Source organism: Candidatus Paceibacterota bacterium, from assembly GCA_035652395.1.
In the GTDB taxonomy this organism is placed as follows: Bacteria; Patescibacteriota; Minisyncoccia; order Phycocordibacterales; family CAJBRS01; genus JADGRH01.
Genome location: DASRDX010000012.1, coordinates 130,824 through 157,803, shown reverse-complemented (window position 1 = coordinate 157,803; position 26,980 = coordinate 130,824). Strand labels below are relative to the sequence as shown.

Genomic DNA, 26,980 nt, shown 5'->3' with positions numbered 1-26,980 from the left:
AATTTCGCCATGATTTCATTAAAAATATTGTTTCTAATGCTAGCTTCCACCGGAGTGGTGGCTTTAGTTGTCGGTTATTTTCTTCGAGTGCTGGTTTCTTTGGGGAAAAAAGGTTCAATGGAACTTCAGATCAAGCAAATGATGCTTGATGCCAAAGAGGAAGCTAAGCGAATTACTTTGGCCGCCGAAGAAGAAGCGGCGGGCACTTTAAAGCAGATTCGCGAAGAAATTAAAGAGAAAGAAGATAAATTAAAGAAGACTGAGGACCGCTTAATCAAGAAGGAGGAGCTATTGGATACTCGCCAGACCGATATCGACCACGAGGTGGAAAATATTAAGAGTAAAATTGCTGAAGTAAAAGAGATTAAGGAAAGAGTGGATAGTTTGGAGAGTCAGAAGCGCACTGAATTGGAAAAAATCTCTCGGCTTGGACAGGAAGAAGCTAAAGAGCAACTTCTCCAGAGTGTCGAGAAAAAATATGAGGAAGAGATTCTCTCCCGAATGAAGAAGATGGAAACATTCGGCCAAGAAAAACTGGAACAGCGAGCCAAAGATATTCTATCCACGACTATTCAGCGATTGGCTACTTCCGTCTCGGCCGATCTTTTCACTACGAACGTTGACATTCCTTCCGACGAAATTAAGGGAAAGATTATCGGCAAAGAAGGCCGGAACATCAAGGCTTTCGAGCGAGAAACGGGAGTAGAAATTATCGTTGACGATACTCCGGGCTCTATTACTATCTCTTCCTTCGATCCGGTTCGTCGTCAGATTGCTCGACTGGCTCTGGAAAATCTTATTTTAGATGGGCGTATTCAGCCGGCTAAAATTGAAAAGGAGGTAGAGAAAGCTAAACAGGAAATAAATAAAATCATCAAGGAAAAAGGAGAGCACGCAGTTTATGAAACAGGCGTTTTCAATCTTGATCCGAGAATTGTTTCCATTTTGGGACGCCTGTATTTCCGAACCAGTTACGGTCAGAACGTTCTGCAGCATTCAATTGAAATGGCTCACATTGCCGGCATGTTGGCGGAAGAATTGGGTGCCAATGTCCAAGTAGCTAAAGCCGGAGCGCTGCTTCACGACATTGGTAAGGCAGTAGATCATGAGGTGGCCGGCACGCACGTGGAAATCGGCCGACGCATTCTCCAGAAATTCGGAGCTCCAGAAGAAGTAATTAAGGCCATGCAGGCACATCACGAGGAATATCCTTACGAAACTATTGAATCTATCATTGTTCAGACAGCCGACTCTATTTCCGGGGGACGACCGGGCGCCCGCCGAGACACCATGGAACATTATTTGAAGCGCTTGGGAGATTTGGAAGCGATTGCCACCGGTTTCAAGGGTGTGGAGAAATCTTATGCTTTGCAGGCCGGCCGTGAGATTCGAATCTTTGTTACTCCGACCGAGGTCTCCGATCTGGAAGCTCAGAAAATGGCACAGGATATTGCCAAACGAATTGAAGAGGAGTTGAAATATCCGGGGGAGATTAAGGTAACGGTTATTAGGGAAAATCGGGCAGTAGAGTTTGCTAGGTAGTGGTAAGAGGAGTATTGACATAACTATTGACGGGAATAAAAAGGGCGGCCGCTTTGCGGCCGCCCTTTTTTTAACACTTCTTCAAATATTTACTCCGCTTGCCTAAAAAATGGCCTAATATATAATAATTTTCGTAGTTATGGATAGGTTTAAAAGTGGTCGAGCTAAATTTATTAGCCAAAAACACTCAAATGAATAAAGCAGGAATTGTAGAAGCTATTCAGCAGGTGCTCGGGGGGACTCGAGTTCAGGCTGAAAAAGTAATGGATACTGTCATCGACTCAATCGTCAACACTCTCAAGAAAGGAGAAGAAGTTTCAATCTCCGGCCTTGGTATTTTCGTAGCTAAACAACGAGCAGCTAGAACCGCTCGCAACCCTCGCACCGGCGAATCTATCCAGGTAGCCGCTATGCGAGTACCAAAATTCAGAGCAGCTAAAGCTCTGAAAGACGCAGTCAAATAGGTGTCCAAAAATCGGTAGAACTTTTGGACAAATTACAGTTTCGTCTCACTAAACAAAAGGCCGGCGCGAAGCGCCAGCCTTTTGTTTTAAAGTGCGGGATGGGAGAATCGAACTCCCCACCTCAGTTTGGAAAACTGATGTTTTACCAATAAACTAATCCCGCTTAACACGAGTTAAAACATCTCACATTCTCCGAACCTTCGAGTTCGGAGCTCCTTAGAGTAGAATTATCCTAGCAAATCTGGTATATGCGGGCAATTGTGTTTATAATTTCAACAACCATCAATGAACCCTCTCTCTCCCCTCATCGCCATTCTTCTTTCAATCGGTTCTTTTTTGGGTTTTCCTTATACCACTCCACCCACTCACAAGTCAGTCAGTTTGCCCGGTCTTGAACAACGATTGGCCACTACTTCTTTTTCTACTTACGCTCCTCTGGTACCAACAGCTGTTAGTGTTAATGCTTCGAGCACCCGGCCTTCAAACACCAGTACTTCCACCAAAAAAGAAAAGTTGCCAACTTTGGCTATTCAAGTCCCGGCCTTTCCTAAAATTTCCGTTCCCAAAACTGAATCTCCGATCGCTCCAAAGATTCCAGTCATTCAAACTCCGGCCCCAAATCCGGTGCCAGTCATTCCAAACATTCCAATTCAACCCGCCTCCTCTTCGTTCCCTTCTCAAGTTCCAGCTACGCCACCACAAACTCCTCCTGCCAATGCCAGTCTGGATGAAAAGGCTCGGGCCGCCATCGTCAATATTTATTGCACCAGCCAATCCGGCAATCTTATTGAAATACTGACTGGCAGTGGCGTCATAATTGATCCCAAAGGCATCATTTTAACGAATGCTCATGTGGCCGATCACCTTCTCCTAGACGATTATTTTCAGGATCCCAATAAACAATGTGTTATTCGTCGTGGCTCTCCAGCCGTGGCTCAATACAAAGCGTCTCTTGTACATATTTCAGAGGAATGGCTTCGCCAATACGGAGCAAATATTAATAATGCGAACCAGCCGCAAGAAACCGGCGCTGGCGATTACGCTTTAGTAGCAGTCACGGCGGGTATAAATGGCGGAAGTGTTCCCGGGAGTTTTCCGTATCTTTCTTTAGATACATCTATTAATTCCCTTTCACCTAATACCTCCATTTTAGGAGTTGGTTATCCAGCTAGTAGTTTTTCCGGCACCACCGTTATGAAAAATCTACCCATTCAAACAGCCCTGATGAATGTTATCGACGCTTACACCTTCACCGGCACTAACAGCAAAGATCTAATTAGAACAACAGCTAGTTCTCTAGCTGAACGTGGAGCTTCTGGTGGGGGCATCCTCAATCAAGCCGGCCAAATGATTGCTCTGATCGCCACCACCGTTCCAGACAACAGTAATACTTCAGAGCAGGATATTCAGGCCATTACTCTCAATTACATTAATGTCGACTTAAAAACTCATACTGGATACACCTTGAGTTCCTTTTTAAACCGCGACATTGCCACTTTGGTAAATAATTTTAAAAATTCTGAATCCACTTTGTTTAACTATCTACCTCATTAATCAGCCTTCCTAGAAATTTCAATCACTTTCTGAAAGTCGTCTTCGGGCGAAACCTTGTTTCTCTTTTCGTAGCCACAGCGTAAACATCGGTGGACAAAATCATAAGAGCCGGTGCGTCCCTCCACCCGTACCGGCTCCATCATCCCTCCACATTCACTCAGACGATCCCCGGGATTAATATCCACATGCTTGCTCCATAAGCATTTCGGACAATGATTGGTGTATCCCGTCCCTTTCACTTCATGCCCGCACTTCTCACAAATAAAATCTTCTTTGTTTTTCTGAAACATCTATTCAAAAGATTTTTTAATTAGAGCTTCGAAACTTCCCCATGAAATACTAGTTGGTTTAACATCTCCGACGTTTCTTCCACCATTCAGAATAGAATTCGTAATTTTGTCATAATACCATTCAGGAATTTCCGGAAGGCGGCCGGCCTGTCTTAAATCTGCAGAATTGATTGGTCGTTTTTGTATTAAGGCTTCCGCTTGTCTAATGATCCCGGCAAGTTTGGATAGATCAAGGTTATTGTTGGCTTTGCTTAATATATTTATATGACCAGAGCTGAGTTTTTGAACGAATAAGTCACATCTTTCGCCTTGGTATGACCGTAAAAACCCTGGCAAGTTCTGACTATCAGACTCAGCAAAAGCAATTTTTGAATTACCAATGTTTGTATGGCATTTAATTATTTTACCTTTTCCATTGGTTAGTAATTCAGCCCAGACCACAGGGGTATTAATTAATTTTTCAGTTATATCCCTCAGATGACCGGCTAAAATAGGTTCCACGATTCTAAAAACTTCTTTTGGATCAGCAAAGTGAACGCGATTTAAGGCCATAATCAAGCCATCTAAACCAAACATTTTATCAATAGCGTCCGATGAAATAGTCCCCTTACCTTCTTCCGAGCGTTTGGCAAATTCCAAAAGTTTTTGAATCTCTTTATTTTTTCTGATATTGCACCACTCGGCAACACTTTCAGAAGCTGTAGAAAAATCTTTATTATGATGATCGAATATGCTTTGTTCAAAATCAATAGTCAGTATTCCTTTTTGAAGCAAGCTTTCAAAGGTCTCATCCTTAGGAAAGATTGGATTACACTTAATCTCGGCCGAATCTATACCTTGAAAAATAGAAGAAGCATATTCATTTAAAAGAAACAGGGCGATAATTGTATCGGGCTGCGGCCGGGTAGGAATTTGAACAGTGGAAATATTAAACGTCGGGAATTCAAAAAAATATGGTCCGTCACAAAAAAAGCCGTATTTCCCTTTTATTTTAAACGGTTTTAAATTTTCAATCTTGGCAGACTTTAGAAGATCTTTTGAGTAATTTGGCTTTGTCTCCCCCAAAGTTGAAATGGTGACGTGAGTGACCTCACTTTCCGTCTTAAAACCTTTTATTACCGCCGCCTGACTTTTCCCGTCAGAAGCAACCCCGACAATTTCCAGTTCATATTCTTTTCCAGGCTGAAAATTAAAAATCTCCTCGCTGTTGGGACGATATTTGACCGTAACATGATGAGCAAAAATATTTTCGTATAGAGGCCGTATTTTTTCTAAAAGAATTTTTCTTGAATCTTCCGTGAGAAAAATGCCGCTATAGACGATACTGCGTGGAGATAACATTCTGTTGATTATATTATATAAACGCTTAAGCAAAAACCGCGCGGAAACTTCGTTTCCGCGCGGTTTGAATTTTTATCTGGCCATAGCCACTTGCCTGTCGGCAACCTCAAACAGGTTTTCGAGAGACCTGCGAGTTTGCTGGAAAAGTTTTTCCTCTGCCCGCCGTTGATAATCCACATACTCCTTTGTCAGGAATTTTGGATGTGTCGCTGTGGGCGCGGGATTAACACCTTCCGGAAGAGGCACCCAACAGAGCTGCCAGCCATGCTTACTGTCTGAACGTAAATCCATACAGTGCACCGCTTTCTGTTCCGGCAAACGCTTGACCAAATCAATGACTACTCGTTCACCATTGTTCCAGATTCGACAGCCTTCGAAGGTTTGCATGGCAAACCATCTGAGGGCTTGAGCGTGCTCGCCGGACATGGGCACAGCCTCCTGTAAATCTTTTTCATTGAGAACAAAGAAAAACAAGATGGCCTGCTTGGGAATGTGATCGGGTTTCCTGCTGATCCGATGTTCGATCCGTAAAAATCGATTCATCAGATTCTCTACGCTCTGAATTCCGACTCGTCCGATTTTGGTTTCCGGCAATTCAAATCCAGAGTTTCCTATTTCATCGACGGTGGATATACCGAAAACCCTTTCGGCCCGTTTCTGATAATCTTTTTTACTCTTACTGCGAGTAAAAACTGCTCCAAGCGGTACAAGGTGAGGATTAGTCACTGACCATTTTAAGACCAGCGCTGGAATGCTGCCCTTAAGATTAAATTTGGGTATCAAAGTACGATCTCCTTTTGTAAATTGTTTCGTGAGGACTATTCGGAATGAATAGCTTCTTTTTGCATTATATCATACTTAACGTAAAAATCAAGAGCTCTACGTATTAAGGCCTATTTTAGCCATCTTTATAGCGCTTTCTTTGGACCAGGCTTTGGCAATGAAGCGTTTGTTGTGGCAAAAAACCGCATCCGGAATGCCGATTTCATCTGCCAGAGGCTTGCCGATCTTCCCTGCCCAATTGGCCGGAAAAAGTTTTCGATAAATAAAAGCTCGCGGATCTTTCTTGACTGCCATAATCACCCATTCATCAGTATTTTGATCCTGATAGATAACAAAAAGCGGTTCCGGATATTTTGTTAAAACACTCTTCCAAGGATACGGGTGGTCAAGGACAATAATTCTTTTGTCTTCCGATTCCCGATAAGCTTGGCGGACCAATTCAGTTTCTTCAAAAAAGAATTTAGCTTTCTCAATTTCTTTTTCAAGCACTAATCTCACGATGCTCAAAATTTGTTTGAAAGCATCATCAATACTTTTACCTTCGCGCCACGTCGGAGTAATGGCGTTCAAGAAGTTATCAAATAAATACGGCTGAATCTCACGATTAACTGGGGCGTAAACCATCACTCCGTTGTCGGCCGCATCGATAGCCTGAATCATTTTTCGATCCACCAGATCAGCTATGTCGGCGCGCCCATCGCAAATTTGCCGGCCAAATTTTTTCCAAACCAAACCGAAAGAAGCATACGGCATGCCATTCTTGCCGCGTCTTCCCGCTCCCCCTTCCTGATGATGGTCAAAACGATTACTGGCCGGATCATAAATGCCGCCAATATCAACAGCAATGTCCGCCTTGGAAATAATTTCCGGATCACGAGTTCGAATAATCTCGGCATCAGGATAAACCATCTGCAGAGCGGCTAAAGCAAAGAGTTCGTCTTGATGAAAACTCCCACTATGAGTAACGATTTTCACGTTAAAAATAAAAAGTTAATACTAAATTAACAGAAACAATACTATACCAAAAATTATAAAACACAAGAATTTCTTGACATTCCTAATATATAATGTATACTATTTACAAGCTTATACACGGTTGGCCTTTTGACAGGCCGGATGGCAACCTGACCGTTTTGAGCCAAAGAAAGATAAGGTGGCAGCCTACCGGGCAATGCAATCTTTTCTACAGCCCCCCGCAAGACGTCTTGCGGGGTTTGTTTTTATTTAGATTTGATCGCCGGGAAAATGTGTAACATTATCCGAACATTCGAGTTTACAGACTTGCTACCATAGAATTATTCGACCCGGGCGTTAGTTTTCCGGGTTCGAATCCCGGTCGACGAAAATTGCTTTGCAATTTTCGGGGCGCCGGGATTCGAACCCGGAGTCGCTTGATCCCAAATCAAGAATGTTAGCCGTTACACCACGCCCCGTTAAAAAATAAAGATTGAAAAAGTCTAACACACATTTTTTAATTTTCCTAAAAGACACCCCGCTAAAGGACAAGGTTTTCTAAGAAATCTATCTTGGCTTCCCTTCTTATAGGATCGAATAAAACCGTAATGGCATGAAATTGCCAATTCTGTTTAATGTAGTTTTCTACTAAATAAACTTGAATTACTCTTTTTAGTCGCTCTGTTTTATATAAATGAATATTATCCTCGGGACGGTAGGTATTTGTTTCATGAATAACATTCAGGTTTTCACAAGTAACAGTTTTGACCTCAATAAAGTGCAGGACACCTTCTTTTCGAGCTATGACATCTATTTCTCCACATTTTCTCAAGAAATTCCGCCCAATGATGTTAAATCCTTTATTGCATAAGAATTTGCAGGCTAAGCTTTCTCCAATATGTCCTATACCTTGGTTATTCATGAAACAATTAAATCAAAATGGGCCTAAAATTTTCTTAAATTTTTCATAAAGGTTGAGAGTTCGAAGTCTTAAAGGAAAGTTTCATAAGTAACGTTTCATGTGAAACATAAATACCCTATTTATTCTATGTTTCTCCTATACAAAAGGTCATAAAAGTCATTTTTATGTCCTTTATACACATATCCCCCGAGTTATCCACAGCAAATTGAAAATTAGCCTTATTTTAAGCCATTTCGATTTTTGGGTTTAGGACAAATATAAGACAAATCCCATTTGCCAGACCTGTTGGAATTTAGAGCAGGTAGACAGACAAATATGATAAAAACTCTTTCCTAGATCTTAGAGTTAGCTGTCTTGGTATCATAGAGTTATCGAACTCTTTCAAAGATTCTCGTCCGCCATCTGGCACTAGAAATGTCTTTAATGTGCGGGTAGGGAGAATCGAACTCCCGTCTCATCCTTGGCAAGGATGTGTTCTACCACTAAACCATACCCGCGGATATTGTTATTATATAACCTTAAAACTGGTTTTGCGGTCACGAATCACTAAGTCTTTTGCTGCGGCCTTAAATCTTGCAAAATACTAAGTGTTCGCGACCCCGCCTCGCGGTCGCCTAGAACCGGGCGACATCGCTCCGGCCAGCGCAAGTCCGCAAAAATCTGAAGAAGTTCAGATTTTCTGGCTTGCGCTCCCGGCAGGACTCGAACCCACAATACGACGTCCGAAGCGTCGCGTGATATCCATTTCACCACGGGAGCAATAGTTGAAATATAATACTTCAAAATTAGTGAAAAGGCCAAAGCTATAATAAAATATCATCATTAAATGTCTAGAAAATTCTCCATTCCGCCGGAAGTTTCACGAATAACTAGGAAATTAGAAGAGGCTGGTTTTGAAGCCTATTTAATCGGTGGCTGTGTTCGTGATTTGCTTTTGGAGCGCAAGCCGAAAGACTGGGATGTTACTACAAACGCCACGCCCGAAGAGATCATTCAAAATTTCGATAAAACCTTCTATGAAAACGATTATGGAACAGTTGGAGTAGTTAATGAAGAAGCGGAGGATGAAACTTTGAAAGTGGTGGAGATGACTCCGTATCGTCTGGAAGCCACTTATTCGGATAATCGACATCCTGACTCCGTTACATTTAGTCAAAATCTGGAAGATGATCTAAAGAGACGGGATTTTACTATCAATGCCATTGCTCTGAAAATTGTTGCAACAGCTAAAGAAAATTATGATGGGGAAGTGGTTGACCTTTATCAAGGACAAAAAGATATTGAAAAGAAAATTGTTAGAACCGTAGGAGATCCGAATGAGAGATTCAAAGAAGATGGTTTAAGAATTTTACGAGCCATCAGACTCTCAGCTGAACTTGGATTTAAGATTGCCCCAGAAACTGAAGAGGCTATTAAAAATGATGCGGGTCTCCTGAAGAACATTGCCCGAGAGAGAATACGAGAAGAGTTCGTTAGAATTTTAATGTCCGCTAAACCGGCTGATGCCTTAAAAACGGCTAAAAACCTAGGTGTGTTGAAGTTTATTATCCCTGAACTGGAGAAAGCTTCCGGAATTGAACAAAACCAAGCCCACGCTTATGACGTCTTTGAACACTTATTAAAAAGCTTGCAAGCGGCGGCGGACAAGGGGTGGTCGCTAGAAATTCGGTTAGCCGCATTGCTTCATGATATTGCCAAGCCTCAATCAAGACGCTGGTCAAACGAGAAAAAAGACTGGACTTTTCACGGGCATGATGTAGTGGGAGCTCGTGTGGCTGCTAAAATTTTAAATGATTTACGCTTTCCGAATAAATTAATTGAAGAAGTAACTAAACTAATTCGTTGGCACATGTTTTTCTCCGATCCCGACCAAATTACTTTGTCGGCTGTCAGACGCTTGCTTAAAAATGTGGGTAAGGAGAACGTCTGGAATCTTATGAATCTCAGAATTTGCGACCGTATTGGTACGGGAAGACCAAAAGAAGATCCGTATCGCTTGAGAAAATACAAATCAATGATTGAAGAGGTGATGCATGACCCGGTTTCAGTCGGGATGTTAAAAATTGATGGCAGTAAAATTATGGAGGTGGCAAACTTACCTTCCGGACCAAAGATTGGCTATATTTTGCATGCCTTGCTTGAAGAAGTTTTGGAAGATCCTTCCTTGAATACTAAAGAACACCTTTATGAGAGGGCAGTAGATTTAAGCAAATTAACTGAGGAGCAATTAAAAAAGATAGGGGAGAAAGGAAAGGAAAGGAAGGAGAGATTACAGGAAGAAGAAGTGAAGGAAATAAGAAAGAAATATTGGGTACAATAGTCTAACTTATTTCAATAACCTCTCTTTTCCGAGAGGTTGGAGGACCAAATTCTCGGCAAAAGAGAGGTTATTTTCATTCGTTAGACTATCCTTTCCTTTCTCAACCCTAGGAGGAGAAAGAGAAAAGCCGCAGGCGGCTATTGATGAAGGCGCGATGCGGCTTTTGAAGCATAAAGTGACATCGAGTGAAGTTTCCACGGGTTTGAATCCAAGAGGTAATTTAGCAGGAGAGAATTTTCCGGAGAAAACACTCGTCTGCCAATTGGTAAAAAATTTGTTTGGGAATTCAACCGAGAAAATATCTTACAAAATGTCCTTTATGTGGAACGAACTTTTAGCAAGCTTGCGTCAAGAGGGATTAATAACGTTCGCTGCTAGAATCTGTCCTTTATGATAAGGCTTTCTAAAGGACATGTAAAGGACAAGGCTGGGGATAACTTAGAAGTCTGCTTATATGTCGATTTCTAAAAGAATAGGACAATGGTCCGAGCCAAAAACGTCGCTTAAAATAGCCATATTTTTGACTTTTTTGATTAGATCCGGACTAACGAAGAAATAATCAATTCTCCAACCGACGTTTCGATCCCTAGCAAAACTGTAAGAATCCCAGTAGGTGTAAGCGCCAGTTTTATGGGGGTAAAAGTGACGAAAGACATCAATGTAACCATGTTCTATTACCTTATCTAACCACGCCCTTTCTATAGGCAGAAATCCTGTATGTGAAACGTTTTCACGAGGGCGGGCCAGATCGATCTCGGTATGAGCAGTATTGATATCTCCGCAAAAGATGATTTTTTGGCCTTTTTTTCTTAAATTATCGGCGTATTTTAAATACGCCTTGTAGTAATCAAGTTTGTATTTAAGGCGAACCGGACCGCCACCGCCATTAGGGAAGTAGGTGTTAATCAGGACAAATTTTTTGAAATGCAGAGCGATGAAACGCCCCTCTTGGTCTAATTCCTTTACTCCCAGGCCGTATTCGATCTTTTCCGGCTTAATTTTGCTGTAAACCGCGACGCCGCTATAGCCTTTACGTCCCTTTGAATGATCGAAATAGGAGTGGTAGCCCTTTGGGTTTCGCAGTTCCTCCGTAAGCTGCTCCGGATGAGCTTTGGTTTCCTGAAGACAGAAAATATCGGGAGATTCCTTTAAAAACCACTCTAAATAGCCCTTTTTATGCCAAGCTCGAATGCCGTTAACGTTCCATGAGATGATTTTCATGAAACAATCTTAGCGTGAAATTGAGAAAAAATAAAAAAGCTAGTCGTCCCTTGAAGAACGACTAGCTAATAATGTGCTGTTAGACAACCTTGGTGATATTGCCGTAGCTGTCGCTGGTATTGCGTAGGGCATCAACCATTCGCCGAACTTGAGCTCGGACCAATAAGTTGTATTCGGGCAGAATTTCTTTCCGATTTTTCATTACCGCTTTTTGTGGTTCGATTCGGAAAAAAATCACAGCCGCTTTTGAGCTTCCTTCGGCGTAAAAGGCGACCTCCGCCACCAGACCCCGTTCATTTACCGAAATCTCTTTCTTGGAGTGATCACGCCAGAAAGCTCCGAAAAGTTGGTAGGCCGCGTCTTTGTGGCCATTTCTTCCTTCATACCAAGCCTCCAAGGTAGACTGGGCTTCATTGATCTGATGCCGAGTTTCGATTAGAGGTTGATTAAGCCTATCTTCGATGCGCCGAAGCTCTGGGTTTTTACCTCCAGGCAGACGAATGGATAGGTAGCTTTGTTCTCTTGCTGCAATCATTATTTTCCTTTTTTTGAATTTTTACGGTTAGGTTTTGAATGAGCCATTCACAAAAAATGTGACCCAGCGACAACCTTACTACGATTTGCCTTTTCGTCAAGAAGAGTTTGGCGGCGAAGCAGCCAAATCCTTCTTATTTTTTCTTATTATGGAAATTCTTGTGAATTTCCTTCAGGTGTTTGTCAGTAATGTGAGTATAAATTTGGGTAGTAGTGATGTTGGCGTGGCCAAGAAGCATTTGAACGGCTCGCAAATCTGCCCCATTCTCCAAAAGATCGGTGGCGAAACTGTGGCGAAGAACATGCGGCGTCACTTTTTTTGAAATACCAGCTTTAATAGCGTAATGTTTAACAATTCTTTCAATTGAACGCGCAGTTAACCGATGCAATTCTTTGGCTTCGGTTTTGTTACCAATCGGGCTCTTCAGCTGAACAAACAAAGCATCTTCCACATCTACCCGTTTATCTAGATACTTTTTTATCGCCTCTTTCGCTTCATTCGAAAGAAAAACCACTCTCACCTTTTCACCTTTGCCGCGAATTGAGAATTCGTCTTTGCGGAGATCTAGATCGCGAGAGAGGGAACAGAGCTCTGAAACTCGGAGACCGGTAGAAAAAAAGAGCTCTAAAATGGCTTTATCTCTGAGTTTTTTTAATTCGTCCTTTTCATCGTCGGGAGCCTTCATCAATCTCTTTAAGTCTTCCGCTCCAATCAGATCAAGCGAGCGCTCCGGCACTTTCGCCAATTCAATAACGTCTGGAGAGAGAGATGAGACTTTTCGTTTGGCCAGATATTTCAAAAAGGCTCGGAGAGCAATTAAATAATAGTTTTGAGTGCGCTTTTTTAAAGTGCCGGCCTTCCCGTCACTTTGACGGTTAAGCCACAGACGGTATTCCCGAATGAGGTCCTCGCTAATATCGGCGGGGTTTTTCAGTTTGGCGAAAAATAGAAATTTGTCTAAATAGTGGCTGTAATTGGCACGAGTTTTCAAGCTGCGGCCTTTTTCAATCTCCAAGTGATCCAAGAAATCTCTTTTTAAATCTTCAAGGGTCATGTCGCAAAATATTATAGCATGGGCGGCGGTCGAAGACCGCCGCCCTAAAACCGCTCTGTTGAGCCAACTTGTAAAATTTCCAGTTTTATGTTAATATTGTTCCATGTTAACGAAAACTAAAAAACAGCGCGTGATCAAAGAAAGTCGGGTTCACGATACCGATACTGGTTCGCCGGAAGTGCAAATTTCTATTTTAAGTAGGCGTATTGATGAGTTGGCTAAACATTTGAAGAAAAATCTCAAAGACAATCATTCTCGACGTGGTTTGCTTCAGTTAGTGGCCGACCGCCAAAGTCATCTTCGATATCTTCAAAAGAAAGATCCAAAACGATATCAAAGCGTTTTGAAGAAACTTGATCTGAAAAAGTAGACTGGAAAAACTAGTTAATCTGGAGCGATGGCCGTTATAAAACATAAAGAGCAGCGGGTTGGCATCTTTATTGATGCACAAAATCTCTATCACAGCGCCAAAAATCTCTACCGGGCGAGAGTGAATTTTGGGGCTATATTAAAGGACGCTTTGGCCGGAAGAATTCTGGTGCGGGCGGTGGCTTATGTTATTACCACTGAAGCCGGAGATGAAAAAAACTTCTTTGAGGCCTTGGTAAAAATGGGGATTGAGACTAAAACTAAAAATCTCCAGATTTTCTCCAGCGGTTCCAAGAAGGCTGACTGGGATGTTGGTCTGGCGGTAGATGCCATCAAATTAGCCCCTAAATTGGATGCAGTAGTGATTGTCTCTGGAGATGGAGATTTCATACCTTTAGTTGAGTATCTACAGATGAATGGCTGCCAGGTGGAAGGAGTTTCCTTCGGTAAATCCGCTTCCGGAAAATTGAAAGAGGTGGTAGATGATTTTTTAGATTTGGATAGTAGTCCGCGAAAATACTTGATGGGCGGGGCGGGAAGAAGGAGTGGTCCGCGGCAAGCGCAATAGTTTTAATACGAAGGGCCGGCCGCAGGCCGGCCCTTTTTAAATTCCTATAGCTGTGTTATCTTTATTTTATTAATAGTAAGTTTAGCGTTCAAATAAGTAGGTTTGAAGAAGGTTCTAGGAATTATTCTTCAAATTTAGAATTTGGACGCTACAGAGCGTCATGCAAAAAAAAGAATATTCAGTGGAGTTTGGCGGCAAAACTCTTACAGCTGAATTTAATGATCTAGCCGACCAGACTAATGGTTCAGTTATTATCCGGTACGGCAATACGGTAGTCTTTGCTTCGGCCGTCATGTCGAAGAAACCAAAAGATGGTGATTTCTTTCCTCTAACAGTTGACTACGAGGAAAAATTTTATGCGGCCGGACGAATTCTTGGTGGTCAATTCACCAGACGCGAAGGCCGCCCATCGGATGAAGCTATTCTCTCGGGCCGCGCGGTGGACAGAACTATTCGCCCACTTTTCGATCACCGAATGCGTCACGATGTGCAGGTAGTGCTAATGGTGCTTTCCATTGATGAGGATGATCCGGATGTTTTAGCCGTTCTGGCGGCTTCCTTAGCTTTAGGTGTATCAGATATTCCTTGGAATGGGCCGGCCAGTGCCGTTCGAATTGGTCGCAGAAAAGGGGAGGCTAATCTGATAATTAATCCTATTTACACTGACCGAGAAGGAGCTGATCTGGATTTAGTGGCCTGTGGCAAAGACGGCAACATCAACATGATTGAGGTGGGTTCCAAAGAAGTGCCCAATCAAATTGTTATGGAGGCCTTGCGTCTGGCTTCAGCGGAAATTGAAAAAATTCAGAATTTCCAGAAAAAAATTATCACTGAACGCGGCAAGAAAAAATTAATTGTAGAATTTCCAGTATTTGAAGAAAAAGCTGCTGATCTCTTTGCCGAAAAGATAGAGCCGAGATTAGAGGCGGCCGTTTTTTCCGGACCCGGCAAGAAAGAAGCAAATGCTTTGAAAGACGAGTGGCTTCTTTTGTATAATGAGACTTTTCCGGAAGGAAAAGTCTCGCTGGCCGATGAATATTTTGAGGAAAAGGTTAACGATCTTATCCATCGTGAAGCGGTTGAAAAAAGCCGCCGGCCTGATGGCCGCGGCCTCGACGAAATCCGGCCGCTTTACGTCCAGGCCGGCGGCCTTTCTCCCATGCTTCACGGCTCCGGCATTTTCTACCGAGGTGGCACTCACGTGCTCTCAGCCTTAACTTTAGGAGGCCCGGGAGATTCTCAAACTATTGACGGCATGGAGCTTCAGACTGAAAAGCGCTTTCTCCATCATTACAACTTTCCTCCGTTTTCTACGGGAGAAACAGGCCGCATGGGCGGTCTCAATCGCCGAATGATCGGTCATGGTAATCTGGCGGAAAAGGCCCTGACAGCCGTCATTCCGGATAAAGAAAAATTTCCTTACACTATTCGCCTTGTTTCAGAATCTATGGCTTCAAACGGCTCCACTTCCATGGGTTCGGTTTGCGCTTCTACCCTGGCTCTCATGGATGGGGGCGTACCAATTAAAGCGCCGGTAGCCGGTATTGCTTCAGGTTTAATGATGAAGGATGAAAAAAATTATGTCCTGTTGACTGACATCCAAGGCCCCGAAGATCATCATGGTGATATGGATTTTAAAGTGGCTGGGACTCGTGAAGGAGTAACGGCTGTTCAAATGGATGTAAAAGTTGACGGCATTCCGCTCGATATTTTAGAAAAAGCTTTTGAAAAAGCTGAAAAAGCACGGCTCCAAATCCTTGATCAGATTGAAAAAGAAATTCCGGCGCCGCGACTTGATATTTCTTCAAAAGCGCCAAAAATTATTTCCATTCGAATAAAACCGGATCAAATCGGTTTGGTAATTGGAGGGGGTGGAAAAACAATTAAAGATATTAAGGAAAAAACCGGAGCTGAAATCGATATTGAAGATGATGGAACGGTTTATCTTACGGGCAAGGAAGGTTCAGCGGAAAAAGCCAAAAGTATTATTGAGGAGATGACTCATGAATATAAAGCGGGAGAGAGGTTTGAAGGGACCGTTATTAAGATTATGGATTTCGGAGCCTTCGTGAAAATCGGTAGCTCTACCGAAGGGCTGGTTCACATCTCGGAGATTGCTCCATTTCGAGTTGAAAACGTCTCTAAAGTTTTAAAGGAAGGCCAAAAAGTACCCATTGTTGTAAAAGAAGTTGATGAAAGGGGCCGAATTAATCTCTCCATTAAACGAGCTGATCCAGATTTCATTAAAAATCCGGCTTCGTCCTCTTAATTCTTGATTTAAGGTAAAATTAAGGGATGGAAGTCAATCCTATTATTCCAAATAATCCCCCTCCCAATAATTCGGAGCCGTCTAAACCTCTAACCGATAAAAGTCCGGCGGAAAAACTGTCGGAGGCTTTAGCTGAAGCCAAAAAAGAAAAACAGGAAGGTTCAATTAAGGCTATAAAGACCTATCAAAGCGATGTGGCGGAGGCAATTCAACGCGACAATGTCTCCGTTATCAAGATGGCTGTGGCTGAAAAACGCCGTCAAGAAAAACAGGGTCTGACCGCGGAAGCAGTTGGCAAGGAATCTAAAAAACGCGTGGTGATCATTGCTGCCAGCGTGGTTTTAGTTGTGGCCGGTTTTTTAATCGTCGGCTATTTTTTGATTAGCAAAACCAAAAACACCGGGGTTCTAACCGTAAACCTGCCTCACGAAATTATTCATCCGGATAAACAGGTTGAAATAAAATTGGATAGCGTCACTCTGCAATCTTTTCTCAGTCAGTTTCAAGCTATTAAACCACTTAGTCTTGATAGCGGCTCCGTGGAAAGTGTCGTTGTCACCGTCAGAGGTAATTTAGGCAACGCTACTTCGGTTGATCAAGTGGGGCGGAAAGTTTTATCGACTCAGGATTTCATGAATCTGCTGCAGGCACGTCTGCCGGGTTCATTGTATCGTTCTCTGTCCGGCTATCTTGTGGGGTTTTATCAAAATTCTAACGGGCCGGAACCGTTTTTAATCTTAAAAACTGACTCCTATCAAAATGCTTTTTCCGGAATGTTGCAATGGGAGAGTAATATGCAAGCTGATCTGGCTGCCCTCTTTGGTTTACCGACAGGAAACGGAAATCCAAATTTTGTGCCCACTCCATTTAAGGACGAGGTCTTTGACAATCGCGACACGCGAACTCTTTTAGACGAGAATGGTAATATTCTGCTTATTTATTCTTTCCTCGATCCCAATACGATTGTTTTAGTCCAGAGTCATAACGCTTTTGATGAGATTTTGAGCCGTTATTTACAAAATAAACAGCTTCAATAGGCAGGAATTTAATTCTTGGTATACTTCAGGTATGGATATAAATTTTTTCAAAAGTAAATTGGAATCGGAAAAGCAAACTTTGTTATCCGAATTAAAAGGCCTGAGTCGGCAGGATCCTGATAATCCAAACGACTGGCAGCCAGCTGCTGAAAATCTGGATATTTTGACTTCTGATCGAAACGAAGTGGCTGATAAAATTGGCAATATTGAGGGAGATGCGGCCATTCTTCGAGAGTTGGAGCCTCAATTAAACGATATAAATTTAGCTTTGGATAAGATCGAAAAGGGTACTTATGGAAAATGCGAAGTCTGTCAGGCGGAGATTGAAGCAGACAGATTGAAAGCCAATCCAGCGGCCAGAACCTGCAAAGCTCACTTGAACGTTAAGTTAAGTTAGTTTTTATAATTTTTTTAAGGGATGTTCATGCCGCCCATTCTAAAATGGGCGGCATGAGTTTTTCCAAAGTTCATAGCGCTCAAAGTCATCTGCTCCAAGCGCGCGTTATTGATATTGAGGTTGATTTAGCTAAAGGACTTTACCAGTTTTCAGTAGTGGGCTTGCCGGATAAAGCGGTCGAGGAATCAAAAGATCGCATCGGAGCGGCCATTAAGAACAGTGGCTTTACTTCACCAAAACATAAAAATCAGAAAGTGGTAATTTCGCTGGCTCCAGCCGATTTAAAAAAGGAGGGACCGAATTTTGATTTAGCTATGGCACTGGGATATTTATTGGCGGCTGACGATATTAAATTTGATCCGAGAGAGAAGTTATTTTTAGGCGAATTGTCGCTCAATGGAAAGCTAAGAGCTATTAAAGGTGTTTTGCCTTTGGTAATCGAGGCAAAGCAGCACCACTTTAAAGAAGTTTATGTGCCGATGGAGAATGTGCGAGAAGCGGCCATTATTACCGACATAGATGTTTTTGGAGTAGCCACTCTTAAAGAGGCGGTGGAGCATTTGAATGAGAAGCGGCCGGCGGAGCCGGCCGCTTCTTCTCCACCAAAACTTTCGCCCGCGCCTTCCACTCCCATTCTCTATGAAATGACGGAATATGAAATTGATTTTGGCGACATTCGAGGTCAGGAAAAAGCCAAAAGAGGATTAGAAATCGCCGCCGCCGGGGCTCACAATGTCTTAATGTTTGGTCCGCCTGGCACGGGCAAAACGATGCTGGCTAAGGCTTTCTGTCATCTTCTCCCGCCTCTTTCCTTTTCGGAAATGCTCGAGGTAACTTCCATTCATTCCGTTTCCGGCAATCTCGGAAACACGCCTTTGATTTTATATCCGCCGTTTCGATCGCCACATCACACCTCTTCTTATCCGGCCTTGATTGGTGGAGGCACTATTCCCAAACCCGGCGAAGTAACTCTGGCACACCGCGGAGTGCTTTTTATGGACGAATTTCCGGAATTTGACCGACGAGTGATTGATGCTTTGAGAGAGCCGCTTGAAGAAAAGGTGGTTAGCGTAGCCCGAACTAAAAGTTCGGCTATTTTTCCGGCCAATTTTATTTTAATGGCAGCTATGAATCCTTGTCCCTGCGGTAATCGAGGAAGTAAAAATAAAGAATGTCTCTGTCGCAGCCAAAACTTGCTAAATTACGAGCGCAAGCTCTCCGGACCAATTTTAGATCGAATTGATCTCTGGCTTGAAGTGAGTGAAATTGATTACAAAAAGCTCGGAAGTGAAAGAAGTGGGGAAACGACAGATGATTTTAAAGAGAGGGTTCTCAAGGCGCGAGCTAGAAGTAAGGAGAGGCTAGCTAAATCAGGCTTGAACATTCTAACTAACAACGAGATTCGGCCGAAAGATCTTCTGACCTTAGTACCGCTTCAGAAGAAAGTGCGGGAAATTTTAGATCAGGCCGCTTACAAACTTAATATTTCGGCTCGAGCCTATCATCGTTTGATTAAAGTGGCTCGCACCATTGCCGATCTGGAAGAGAAAGAAGAGGTGGAAGTTAATCATATGCTCGAGGCTTTGCAATACCGACCTAAAAAGGTGGAAATTTAAAGAGGCCAAGCGCGTTGCGCTTGGCCTCTTAATCTTGCTCTTATCTAAAACTTCTTAAAAAGGATTTACTCCTCCTCGAACTTCAAAGTGAACGTGAGGGCCCGAGGTGTCGCCAGTCATGCCAATGTAACCAATAGTTTCTCCTTGAGCGACGTGCTCACCAACTGAAACGGTGGTGGATTTCATGTGAGCATACAGCGTCTGTACACCATTTGGGTGAGAGATTACCACGTAATTTCCATATCCGCCGTTCCAGCCACCATTATTCTTACTGATCAATACTACTCCACCGGCAGCTGCATGAATCGGGGTTCCAACCGGAGAGCCTAGATCAACGGCATTATGACCGTGAATACCTTGTGTTCTAACTCCACCATCAATTGGGCGTCGCAAGGCCCCGGAGTCAACCGGCCCGCCATTGAAATTAACGGACGTTCCAGCTGAACCTATCAAACCGGTTGTCTTTGCTTTAGAAGTAGAAACTGTAGGTGTTACAGAATTGGCTTCGCCGTTAGGAATAATCAGTTCGTCTCCCGGAGAAAGGCTCTGCCCATCTTCAAGGTTGTTAAAGACGGCAATTTCATTTACATCTCCCTTGAATTGTTTGGCAATACTTCCTAAGGTGTCTCCCTTCTTAACTGTATATTTCACTCCGGAGACTGGCAGGATGGTTAAAACTTGATCTTTATGAATGGTGGCACCCTTCTTCAAATCGTTAGCCCACAAAATAGTGTTGACTGATACTCCAAACATTTTGGCGATACCGGGCAAGGTATCTCCGTCACGAACAGTATAGAGGCTAATCTGGTCCGAAGAGGCAGAATCATTAAAAGCTTGGGCTCCGCCGCCTACCGGACCGGCTTCCGTAACCAGGGCGTTATTTTCAACAGCTAAGGTTGAGCTAGCTTTGGTGGGATTTGGGTCAATATTCAAAACGGGCTCCAATAGAGCTATTTTCTGGGAGTTAAGAGCGGTTGCCGGGGTGACATCGGCGGCTCTAGCGCTTGAGAATAGGCCGTTAACAAAGAAGAAAACACTGGCCTGACTATTGGCGGGGAGGGAAATAACAATCAAAGCAAAGATCACTCTTCCGTAGAAGAGGCCAGTTAAAAGACGTTTAGTATAAGAAACAGTAGACCGACGGTTGGATAAAATAAGCCTAAAATTAATGATAAATCAGAATTTGCTGCCTTTCTATCGGGGGATCCCTCTCACCCAATTGGCATGATATCAGTGATAGACATAATGATATTTTATGGGCCAAGCCTGTCAATGCTTTGGCCGGTAGGGTGTGGACAAATCTAGCCTTATTTTGAGCCATTTCACCCTTGCGCCTAATCAAAAAATTAGGTATAATTTTAAATCATGGAAAAAATGCCTGAAAATAAGCCTGAACCGGAGGGGTTGGCTGACCTTCAAAATGCCTTTATTAAAAATGCCGAGAAAAATCAACTTAGACAGGCAGAAAACGTGGAAAAATATCTGAAAAATGATGGCCCTAAATCTACTGAGAGTCCAGGCGCCGCCTCGAGAGAAAGTCATCGACAAAAAGAACGTCCGCATGGGAAAAAGGTAGAGAAATTTAAAGAAAATGAAGAGAGGCGAGATATTTATCAATCAGATAATCTGCAGAGCAGGGTTGATAAATTAATTGATTATCTTGATAAAAATTTTCCGAATGCTTTTAAGCCTGAATTCTTCGAACCAAACGAGTCAAAGAAAATTGTAAAATTCTCGAAAGCTCCCTCATTCAGGAACGATTTAGATTGGTTTCTAAAGGAAGCGCCGGTAGTAATTGAAAAATTAAAAGCTGAAAATACAAACCTCCAAGAACTTGGCAATCAAAAACAAATTGAAAAGAATTTGGATAGAATAGCCAAGCTTAGTTTGGCTGTTCTAGAAAGGAAAGCGGAAGAGGAATCTTTTAAGAAGAAGGCTGCTTAGCCAGTGTGTTATAGTTTTCCTGATGGAAAATTTAAATGAACGGCAAAAAGAAGCGGTCTTAACCACTTCTGGTCCGCTTTTAATTTTGGCCGGTGCGGGTGCCGGAAAGACTAAGACTATTACCCATCGGATTCTTCATTTAATTAAGGAGGGTGTTTCGCCGCATTCTATTTTGGCCATTACTTTCACCAACAAAGCAGCCAAGGAGATGCGCGAAAGAGTATTTGATCTTCTTAAGAGCGACGAGGAACTTAATCGTCCCATTTCTTTTTTTGAACGACCTTTTGTTTCCACTTTCCACGCCTTAGGAGTGCACATCATAAAAGAAAATTCGCGGCTACTTGATTTGCCGAGACACTTTTCGATTTTTGACCGCGCGGACTCCAAGCGCGCGGTCAAAGAATCTCTTGAGATTCTTAATCTGGATCCGAAAAAATTTGAGCCGGCTAAAATTTTGCACGTAATTTCCCGAGAAAAAGGTAATAACATTAATCAGACTGAATACGCTGAGTCCGTGGGCCGTGAATATTTTGGCCGAATAGCGGCATCAGTTTGGCAGGAGTATGAGAAAATTCTAAAACGAGAAAGAGCTTTGGATTTTGATGACTTGCTATTGAAAACGGTTGATCTTTTAAAAAATAATCGAGAAATTCTGGAAAAATACCAGAAAATCTGGCGATACATTCACATTGATGAGTATCAGGACACTAATAGAGTGCAGTATATGATTGCCAAACTTCTGGCCGAGAAAGAAAAAAATATTTGCGTAGTTGGAGATATTGATCAGAACATTTACAGCTGGCGGGGGGCCGATATTCGGAATATTTTAAATTTTGAAAAGGATTATCCGGAAGCCAAGATTATTCTGCTGGAAGAAAATTACCGTTCTAGCGAAATCATTCTTCAAGCCGCCAATAAAATCATTCAGAAAAATGTTCATCGCAAGGAGAAAAATCTTTTTACTCGAAAAAAGGGTGGCGCTAAGATTGGGCTTTATAGCGCATATGATGAAATTGATGAGGCCGATTTCATTTCTCGAAAATCAGCCGAATTAATTGAGGGTGGGGTGGCGCCGGAAGAAATTGCCGTTCTCTATCGCGCCAATTTCCAGTCTCGCGTACTTGAAGAAATGTTTTTAATGCGGGAAATTCCTTATCAAATTTTAGGGGTACGCTTCTTTGAACGAAAGGAGGTGAAAGATGTTCTTTCATATTTGCGAGCGGCTCTTAATCCTGACAGTCTCTCCGATATTAAAAGAATTATTAACGTACCAGCTCGTGGCTTGGGCAAAGTTACTCTTTTAGCCATTGCTTCTAACAGAGAGGAGGCTCTTTCGCCAGCAATAAAAAAGAAAATTGCGGAATTTCGAAATCTTTTGTCGAGAATTCAAATTCAAGCTCTGAAAGAAAAACCTTCGAATACTATTAAATACATCATTAAAGAAAGCGGTATGGAAGAAATGTATAAAAAAGGCAAAGAAGAAGACGAGGAGCGCTTGGAAAACATGAAAGAATTAGTAACCTTGGCGACCCGATATGATGCTCTGGCACCACAGGAGGGAATTGAAGAGCTTTTAGCCGACGCAGCCTTAGCCACTGATCAAGATGAGATGGAAGAAAGGGGACGATCAGTAAAATTAATGACCGTTCATGCCTCAAAAGGTCTGGAGTTTTCTTATGTCTTCATTTCGGGGCTCGAAAGCGAGCTTTTTCCGCATCTTCGGTTATCTGAAGAGGAGTTAAGCGAGGAAAATCAGGAAGAGGAGCGACGACTTTTTTACGTGGCTCTGACCAGAGCAAAAGAAAAATTGTATTTATCTTATGCCTCGGTGCGCACCATCTACGGGTCCAAACGAATTAGCATTCCGTCTGAATTTATTATTGATCTTGACGAGGAACTATTGGAGCCGGAAGAGAATTTGAGCGAAAAAACTATTCATTACGATTAATTCTATGCGGGCAAAAAAATCACTCGGTCAAAATTTCTTAAAGTCAAAAGCGGCGGTAATTGAAATTATAAAGGTGGCCAACCTCAAGCCAGAAGATTTAGTGCTTGAGGTTGGCCCCGGAAAAGGAGTGTTGACGGAAGCCTTGCTGACCACCGGAGCTAAAGTGATTGCCGTAGAAAAAGATGATCGATTAATTGAACAACTTCAAGAAAAATTCTCAAATGAGATAAAGAGTGGAAAATTTCAGTTAATCCATCAGGATATCTTAAATTTTGATTTTGAAAACTTCTATAAGCTAATCCCTATAAGCTATAAGCTTATCGCCAACATTCCTTATTACATTACTGGTACTTTTTTGCGAAAGTTCCTCACGGCTAAGTTACAACCGGAATTGATGGTTTTGATGCTCCAAAAGGAAGTGGCGAAAAGAATCGTAGCGAAAGACGGCAAAGAAAGCCTGCTTTCGATTAGTGTTAAAGCTTATGGAGAGCCGAAATATATTAAAACGGTGCCGGCGAAGTATTTTTCGCCGGCACCGAAAGTAGATTCGGCCATTCTTTTAATTAAAGATATTTCCAGAAAAATTTTTCACGATAATCAAATTGATGAGGAAAAATTTTTCGATCTGGTGCGGGCCGGTTTTGCCCACAAGCGCAAATTTCTCGTCAGTAATCTAAAAGAAATGGCGCCTATCGGCGCCATTTCCTGGCCGGAGAAATTCCGAAGTTGCGGCCTTTCGGAAAAATCTCGGGCAGAGGATTTGAGTTTAGAAAATTGGAGGAGTTTAGTGACAAGCTCCTGAATTTTGATTCATCATACCGATAGCACCCGTAACCGGAAGTACTTTATAAGGCTGGAATTGTGGGTCAATATTGAGGGCCTGCCCTGTTCCGGGAACCACAACATCCTGGTTATTTATTTTGACTTTGGTTTGACAGCCAGCAATAGCTGCAGCGCCACTTGGAGTATAACTACCCAAAACACAAGCTCCTATAGGAGGAGATCCATTAATTAATAGTGTTGAGGGAGACTGTGCCAAGACAATGGGTTTAATTCCGGTGGGTTTGGCCGAATTATCGTTTACTACAATAGAAACTGCTGCGCTAACTCCACACGGTTTATAAGGACTATTGTCATAAACTGAATTATAGAGAGTATGGCCTCCAAATTCAGGTAGAGCAGAAGGTCCCCCTAATCCTCCCGTACTACCCGTCAAAAATCTAGTAGCTGTCTGCAGAATGGTTGGTAGTAAGCTTTGAAGTAATGACGGCTGTTGGGCGCTCGATTGATTGGCGGAGTTATTTGGATCTGTAACATTGCTACCATTAACCACTGGTGGCTGTTGAAAGACCGGCAAGTTATTCAGTGAGTCGTTAGGGTTGCCTTGCACTGGCAGGTCTCCGTATGAGCCGCTATAAGTTGGCGCATTAGGAGTAGTAATAACAGCAATTGGGGTGGTTGTCGGAGTAATAGTTATGGTGGAAGTAGCAGAAACAGTCGTGGCCGGATAAGTGCCGTTTAACGGAATATCCTGAAGTGGTTTAGTTGGAGTTGGGTATTGCAAAACCGGAGAATGACCGGTGCCGCGCAAATTTGTATTTAGATAATTCCAATATGCAGTGAGATGAGCGCGGCTGAACGAAGCAACGATGCCGGAAGGAGTAGTGATGCCGGCCGCATCCAGGATTTCATTGTTTTTGTATTGATAAGCTTTGACCGCCGCTTGAGTGCGAGCACCGAAGTAAGTTGATTCGTTTCCGGGAGAGCCGGCACCACTTGGGGCGACTTGAGTATAAGGATCAGTATTAAGAAGTTTTTGAAGATCTCGGACGTCCGATCCGCTCGATCCAAGTGAAAGGGTTCGATAAAAATTAACGGAAGAGGGGACATTGGTGTTAGTCAAAGTCGGATGCTGAACATTGAAATTGTCGCGGACGATACCAAAGAAGGCAATGGTGTTTTTAACAAATGCGCCATTTGAGGGGCCGAAGATGATGTGCCAGTAGCCGCTTTGCTGAAAGAAGTAATCGTCCCCGAGCTGATAGAGATTGCCACTTGAAGTATTGCCGCGATTGGTGGCCAAAGTAGTAATGAAATTATCCAAGACGGCGTCGGTTTGAACATCAAGAACAGGTTTGTCTATTCCGTAAGTTTCGGTAGCTCGTACAACTACAATATTGGCTGGCGTATTCGATCCGCGAACTACAGCATTGTAATAGTCAGTGGTTTTTTTCAAAGAAATGATGCCGGTAACAGCAAAGTTTCCCAAACCATATACCGTGGCACCGTTCCCTACGCTAATGTTGTACTGGCCGAAATAGCTTCGCATTGTATCTTCGGACCAGCGGCTATTAGCATAGACCGGTGTAAAGGAGGTGCCGGTGGTTTGAGTAGTGGTAGTGGTGGTTGTAGTGGTCTGAGGATTATTAAATAGACTTGAGTAACTTTGGGCCAAAATATGGGAGGAAAAATTTTTAGCGAACAGGATTAAGAGAGCGGCTATTAAAAGACTGAAAAAAATAGATTTGTTTTTCATTTGAAGTAATTATACCCCAATAGAAAAAGGCAACAAGAGAAAGAAAACAGCGGCCTTTGATTTTGGTCGCTGCTTTTTGTCACAGTCCAGGATGTATATCGAATGAGCTGTTCCCTCAGTATTAGCGGCCAAGGTGAACATGGTCATAGTGACCCCCGTATTCAGTATATGGTTTATTTGTCCAGTTTATTCCGTCGGGAGAATTGTATAAGACTCCGTCGAAAATGATTTGATGTAATCCTAAGATAGCGCCGTTTCGCTGAGCCCAGATAACTAGTTGCTGCCCCTGACCCAAACAATTGGCTTTGATGCTGGCCGGACATTTTGGATCGGTACTGTTTAGGAGGCCGCTCATACCACTTTGACTGCCAAAATCTACTGCCTCACCGGTAATGTGCGCAGAGGATGGAGAGCCTCCGACCTGGTTGTTATATGCTTGCGTTCTACAACTGCTATTGACCTGTGCCCATGGGAAAAGCTTCGGCACTTTTTCAATCAAGAATTCGATTACGGGATCAATTCGGCAATCATTTCCGCCATTGTCTTTACCGTAATACCAACCGTGATTCAGATAAGCCTGAAGCTCGGCTGGATTAACGTCCTCGGCATATGCAGCATATTGATTATTGGGAGAAGCATGACCAACTAACGGACTAATATTCGGGTTTGTGTAAGCATTCGCGTTTATAGAAGGACTGTAAGCGGAGTAAGGATTGTTGTAAGGATCACTGATATTCCCGTAACCGTTTAGTCCATAAGAATTGAAGGTTGGTTGTGTAGGTAAGCAACTATAACCGATAGGACAATTAGCGGGCTGAGTTGGGGTGCAACTGTAGCCAGTTGGACATGAGGTCGGGGTTGGGCTGGGATTAGGACTTGGATTCGGTGTTGGTTGTGGGTTTGGTAAAGGATTTGGAGTAGGAGTTGGGGTGGAACCAGGCGGTACATACGTCGGACAAGTTGGAGTAGTTGAGGTTGCTCCTTTTTGAGCTAATTGTGTGTTAATGAAGGCTCGAGTCCTGGCCCCAAAATAACCGGTACCTTGAGTTAACCCCGCCGGAGTTAGGATGTCAGCGGCGTGAGCATTTTGAAACTGCACCAGAGCTCCTTGGGTAATCGGACCGAAATAGCCTGTGGGTGTACTGACTTCTAAAATGCATTGTAGATTTTCAACATCCTGGCCACGATTGCCTAGGCCCAGATCGCGGGAGAAGGTGGAGGAAGCGGAAATGGAAAGATAGTTTTCGGCATGAATAAAGAAAATTGGACTGAAAATCAAGAGGGACAGTAAAAAAATTTTAGTTTTGAGTAACATA

24 protein-coding genes and 4 tRNA genes are annotated in these 26,980 nt (G+C 42.9%); 13 read left to right on the top strand and 15 right to left on the bottom strand.

Annotated features, from left to right (window positions below):
• Nucleotides 1-9 precede the first annotated feature (9 nt).
• Nucleotides 10-1,542, top strand: a complete 1,533-nt coding sequence (gene rny / locus VFA52_03600) for a ribonuclease Y (protein HZS43270.1) — start codon at nt 10-12, stop codon at nt 1,540-1,542.
• Between the two features lie 191 nt (nt 1,543-1,733).
• The gene (locus tag VFA52_03595; GenBank protein ID HZS43269.1) at nt 1,734-2,006 is read left to right on the top strand and encodes an HU family DNA-binding protein; all 273 of its coding nucleotides are present in this window, start codon (nt 1,734-1,736) and stop codon (nt 2,004-2,006) included.
• A gap of 92 nt (nt 2,007-2,098) precedes the next feature.
• Here the strand turns inward: VFA52_03595 and VFA52_03590 are convergent.
• Nucleotides 2,099-2,169: transfer RNA gene (locus tag VFA52_03590), tRNA-Gly, on the bottom strand.
• Nucleotides 2,170-2,291: 122 nt separating this feature from the next.
• Here VFA52_03590 and VFA52_03585 point away from each other — a divergent pair.
• Entirely contained in the window at nt 2,292-3,560 is a 1,269-nt protein-coding gene (locus VFA52_03585) for a trypsin-like peptidase domain-containing protein (GenBank protein ID HZS43268.1), read from the top strand.
• Here the strand turns inward: VFA52_03585 and VFA52_03580 are convergent.
• The 8 genes from VFA52_03580 to VFA52_03545 form a co-directional block, all read right to left on the bottom strand.
• The gene (locus VFA52_03580; GenBank protein HZS43267.1) at nt 3,557-3,850 is read right to left on the bottom strand and encodes an RNHCP domain-containing protein; all 294 of its coding nucleotides are present in this window, start codon (nt 3,848-3,850) and stop codon (nt 3,557-3,559) included. The two genes, VFA52_03585 and VFA52_03580, sit on opposite strands and share 4 nt — an antisense overlap.
• Nucleotides 3,851-5,191 (bottom strand): hypothetical protein, encoded by a 1,341-nt coding sequence (locus VFA52_03575; protein HZS43266.1) that lies wholly within the window; start codon nt 5,189-5,191, stop codon nt 3,851-3,853.
• Nucleotides 5,192-5,263: 72 nt separating this feature from the next.
• Nucleotides 5,264-5,974 carry a hypothetical protein gene (locus VFA52_03570; GenBank protein HZS43265.1) on the bottom strand — a complete coding sequence of 237 codons (711 nt, stop codon included), beginning with the start codon at nt 5,972-5,974 and terminating at the stop codon, nt 5,264-5,266.
• A gap of 96 nt (nt 5,975-6,070) precedes the next feature.
• Nucleotides 6,071-6,949 (bottom strand): MYG1 family protein, encoded by an 879-nt coding sequence (locus tag VFA52_03565; GenBank protein ID HZS43264.1) that lies wholly within the window; start codon nt 6,947-6,949, stop codon nt 6,071-6,073.
• Nucleotides 6,950-7,334: 385 nt separating this feature from the next.
• A tRNA-Pro gene (locus VFA52_03560) sits at nt 7,335-7,407 on the bottom strand.
• 62 nt (nt 7,408-7,469) lie between these two features.
• Nucleotides 7,470-7,850 carry a YraN family protein gene (locus tag VFA52_03555; protein ID HZS43263.1) on the bottom strand — a complete coding sequence of 127 codons (381 nt, stop codon included), beginning with the start codon at nt 7,848-7,850 and terminating at the stop codon, nt 7,470-7,472.
• Nucleotides 7,851-8,276: 426 nt separating this feature from the next.
• Nucleotides 8,277-8,347: transfer RNA gene (locus tag VFA52_03550), tRNA-Gly, on the bottom strand.
• A 190-nt stretch (nt 8,348-8,537) separates the two neighbouring features.
• Nucleotides 8,538-8,609: transfer RNA gene (locus VFA52_03545), tRNA-Arg, on the bottom strand.
• 67 nt (nt 8,610-8,676) lie between these two features.
• Here VFA52_03545 and VFA52_03540 point away from each other — a divergent pair.
• Nucleotides 8,677-10,170: an HD domain-containing protein gene (locus VFA52_03540; GenBank protein HZS43262.1), complete on the top strand. Its 1,494-nt coding sequence runs from the start codon at nt 8,677-8,679 to the stop codon at nt 10,168-10,170.
• A 450-nt stretch (nt 10,171-10,620) separates the two neighbouring features.
• On the opposite strand, the gene VFA52_03535 is transcribed toward VFA52_03540, so the two are convergent.
• The 3 genes from VFA52_03535 to xerA form a co-directional block, all read right to left on the bottom strand.
• A complete protein-coding gene (locus VFA52_03535; GenBank protein HZS43261.1) occupies nt 10,621-11,391 on the bottom strand; it encodes an exodeoxyribonuclease III in 771 nt (256 codons plus the stop codon).
• Between the two features lie 79 nt (nt 11,392-11,470).
• Complete coding sequence (locus VFA52_03530; GenBank protein ID HZS43260.1) at nt 11,471-11,926, bottom strand: hypothetical protein; 456 nt, start codon at nt 11,924-11,926, stop codon at nt 11,471-11,473.
• A gap of 133 nt (nt 11,927-12,059) precedes the next feature.
• Nucleotides 12,060-12,980, bottom strand: a complete 921-nt coding sequence (xerA, locus tag VFA52_03525; protein HZS43259.1) for a site-specific tyrosine recombinase/integron integrase — start codon at nt 12,978-12,980, stop codon at nt 12,060-12,062.
• A gap of 103 nt (nt 12,981-13,083) precedes the next feature.
• Here xerA and rpsO point away from each other — a divergent pair, with 103 nt between their 5' ends.
• The 6 genes from rpsO (at nt 13,084) to VFA52_03495 (ending at nt 19,236) form a co-directional block, all read left to right on the top strand.
• On the top strand, nt 13,084-13,350 hold the full coding sequence (gene rpsO, locus VFA52_03520) for a 30S ribosomal protein S15 (protein HZS43258.1): 267 nt from the start codon (nt 13,084-13,086) through the stop codon (nt 13,348-13,350).
• 27 nt (nt 13,351-13,377) lie between these two features.
• On the top strand, nt 13,378-13,917 hold the full coding sequence (locus VFA52_03515; GenBank protein ID HZS43257.1) for an NYN domain-containing protein: 540 nt from the start codon (nt 13,378-13,380) through the stop codon (nt 13,915-13,917).
• A gap of 160 nt (nt 13,918-14,077) precedes the next feature.
• Complete coding sequence (locus VFA52_03510) at nt 14,078-16,186, top strand: polyribonucleotide nucleotidyltransferase (GenBank protein ID HZS43256.1); 2,109 nt, start codon at nt 14,078-14,080, stop codon at nt 16,184-16,186.
• A gap of 26 nt (nt 16,187-16,212) precedes the next feature.
• Complete coding sequence (locus tag VFA52_03505; protein ID HZS43255.1) at nt 16,213-17,223, top strand: hypothetical protein; 1,011 nt, start codon at nt 16,213-16,215, stop codon at nt 17,221-17,223.
• Between the two features lie 31 nt (nt 17,224-17,254).
• Complete coding sequence (locus VFA52_03500) at nt 17,255-17,620, top strand: TraR/DksA C4-type zinc finger protein (protein HZS43254.1); 366 nt, start codon at nt 17,255-17,257, stop codon at nt 17,618-17,620.
• A gap of 53 nt (nt 17,621-17,673) precedes the next feature.
• The gene (locus VFA52_03495) at nt 17,674-19,236 is read left to right on the top strand and encodes a YifB family Mg chelatase-like AAA ATPase (protein HZS43253.1); all 1,563 of its coding nucleotides are present in this window, start codon (nt 17,674-17,676) and stop codon (nt 19,234-19,236) included.
• 54 nt (nt 19,237-19,290) lie between these two features.
• On the opposite strand, the gene VFA52_03490 is transcribed toward VFA52_03495, so the two are convergent.
• Nucleotides 19,291-20,322, bottom strand: coding sequence for a peptidoglycan DD-metalloendopeptidase family protein (locus tag VFA52_03490; protein HZS43252.1), 1,032 nt, complete (start codon nt 20,320-20,322; stop codon nt 19,291-19,293).
• Nucleotides 20,323-20,610: 288 nt separating this feature from the next.
• Between VFA52_03490 and VFA52_03485 the strand changes: the two genes are divergently transcribed.
• The 3 genes from VFA52_03485 to rsmA are packed head-to-tail and all read left to right on the top strand — an operon-like array spanning nt 20,611 to nt 23,930.
• Nucleotides 20,611-21,180: a hypothetical protein gene (locus VFA52_03485; protein HZS43251.1), complete on the top strand. Its 570-nt coding sequence runs from the start codon at nt 20,611-20,613 to the stop codon at nt 21,178-21,180.
• 22 nt (nt 21,181-21,202) lie between these two features.
• The gene (locus VFA52_03480; GenBank protein HZS43250.1) at nt 21,203-23,128 is read left to right on the top strand and encodes a UvrD-helicase domain-containing protein; all 1,926 of its coding nucleotides are present in this window, start codon (nt 21,203-21,205) and stop codon (nt 23,126-23,128) included.
• 4 nt (nt 23,129-23,132) lie between these two features.
• Complete coding sequence (gene rsmA, locus VFA52_03475) at nt 23,133-23,930, top strand: 16S rRNA (adenine(1518)-N(6)/adenine(1519)-N(6))-dimethyltransferase RsmA (protein ID HZS43249.1); 798 nt, start codon at nt 23,133-23,135, stop codon at nt 23,928-23,930.
• On the opposite strand, the gene VFA52_03470 is transcribed toward rsmA, so the two are convergent.
• Both VFA52_03470 and VFA52_03465 read right to left on the bottom strand, forming a co-directional pair.
• Nucleotides 23,913-25,664, bottom strand: a complete 1,752-nt coding sequence (locus tag VFA52_03470) for a peptidoglycan-binding domain-containing protein (protein HZS43248.1) — start codon at nt 25,662-25,664, stop codon at nt 23,913-23,915. The genes rsmA and VFA52_03470 overlap by 18 nt on opposite strands.
• Before the next feature lie 121 nt (nt 25,665-25,785).
• Nucleotides 25,786-26,979 carry a D-Ala-D-Ala carboxypeptidase family metallohydrolase gene (locus VFA52_03465; GenBank protein ID HZS43247.1) on the bottom strand — a complete coding sequence of 398 codons (1,194 nt, stop codon included), beginning with the start codon at nt 26,977-26,979 and terminating at the stop codon, nt 25,786-25,788.
• Nucleotide 26,980 lies beyond the last annotated feature (1 nt).

Coding starts and splice junctions, on each gene's coding strand:
- rny (HZS43270.1), top strand. CDS start 10: ATGATTTCATTAAAAATATTGTTTCTAATGCTAGCTTCCACCGGAGTG.
- VFA52_03595 (HZS43269.1), top strand. CDS start 1,734: ATGAATAAAGCAGGAATTGTAGAAGCTATTCAGCAGGTGCTCGGGGGG.
- VFA52_03585 (HZS43268.1), top strand. CDS start 2,292: ATGAACCCTCTCTCTCCCCTCATCGCCATTCTTCTTTCAATCGGTTCT.
- VFA52_03580 (HZS43267.1), bottom strand. CDS start 3,850: ATGTTTCAGAAAAACAAAGAAGATTTTATTTGTGAGAAGTGCGGGCAT.
- VFA52_03575 (HZS43266.1), bottom strand. CDS start 5,191: ATGTTATCTCCACGCAGTATCGTCTATAGCGGCATTTTTCTCACGGAA.
- VFA52_03555 (HZS43263.1), bottom strand. CDS start 7,850: ATGAATAACCAAGGTATAGGACATATTGGAGAAAGCTTAGCCTGCAAA.
- VFA52_03540 (HZS43262.1), top strand. CDS start 8,677: ATGTCTAGAAAATTCTCCATTCCGCCGGAAGTTTCACGAATAACTAGG.
- VFA52_03535 (HZS43261.1), bottom strand. CDS start 11,391: ATGAAAATCATCTCATGGAACGTTAACGGCATTCGAGCTTGGCATAAA.
- VFA52_03530 (HZS43260.1), bottom strand. CDS start 11,926: ATGATTGCAGCAAGAGAACAAAGCTACCTATCCATTCGTCTGCCTGGA.
- xerA (HZS43259.1), bottom strand. CDS start 12,980: ATGACCCTTGAAGATTTAAAAAGAGATTTCTTGGATCACTTGGAGATT.
- rpsO (HZS43258.1), top strand. CDS start 13,084: ATGTTAACGAAAACTAAAAAACAGCGCGTGATCAAAGAAAGTCGGGTT.
- VFA52_03515 (HZS43257.1), top strand. CDS start 13,378: ATGGCCGTTATAAAACATAAAGAGCAGCGGGTTGGCATCTTTATTGAT.
- VFA52_03510 (HZS43256.1), top strand. CDS start 14,078: ATGCAAAAAAAAGAATATTCAGTGGAGTTTGGCGGCAAAACTCTTACA.
- VFA52_03505 (HZS43255.1), top strand. CDS start 16,213: ATGGAAGTCAATCCTATTATTCCAAATAATCCCCCTCCCAATAATTCG.
- VFA52_03500 (HZS43254.1), top strand. CDS start 17,255: ATGGATATAAATTTTTTCAAAAGTAAATTGGAATCGGAAAAGCAAACT.
- VFA52_03495 (HZS43253.1), top strand. CDS start 17,674: ATGAGTTTTTCCAAAGTTCATAGCGCTCAAAGTCATCTGCTCCAAGCG.
- VFA52_03485 (HZS43251.1), top strand. CDS start 20,611: ATGCCTGAAAATAAGCCTGAACCGGAGGGGTTGGCTGACCTTCAAAAT.
- VFA52_03480 (HZS43250.1), top strand. CDS start 21,203: ATGGAAAATTTAAATGAACGGCAAAAAGAAGCGGTCTTAACCACTTCT.
- rsmA (HZS43249.1), top strand. CDS start 23,133: ATGCGGGCAAAAAAATCACTCGGTCAAAATTTCTTAAAGTCAAAAGCG.
- VFA52_03470 (HZS43248.1), bottom strand. CDS start 25,664: ATGAAAAACAAATCTATTTTTTTCAGTCTTTTAATAGCCGCTCTCTTA.
- VFA52_03465 (HZS43247.1), bottom strand. CDS start 26,979: ATGTTACTCAAAACTAAAATTTTTTTACTGTCCCTCTTGATTTTCAGT.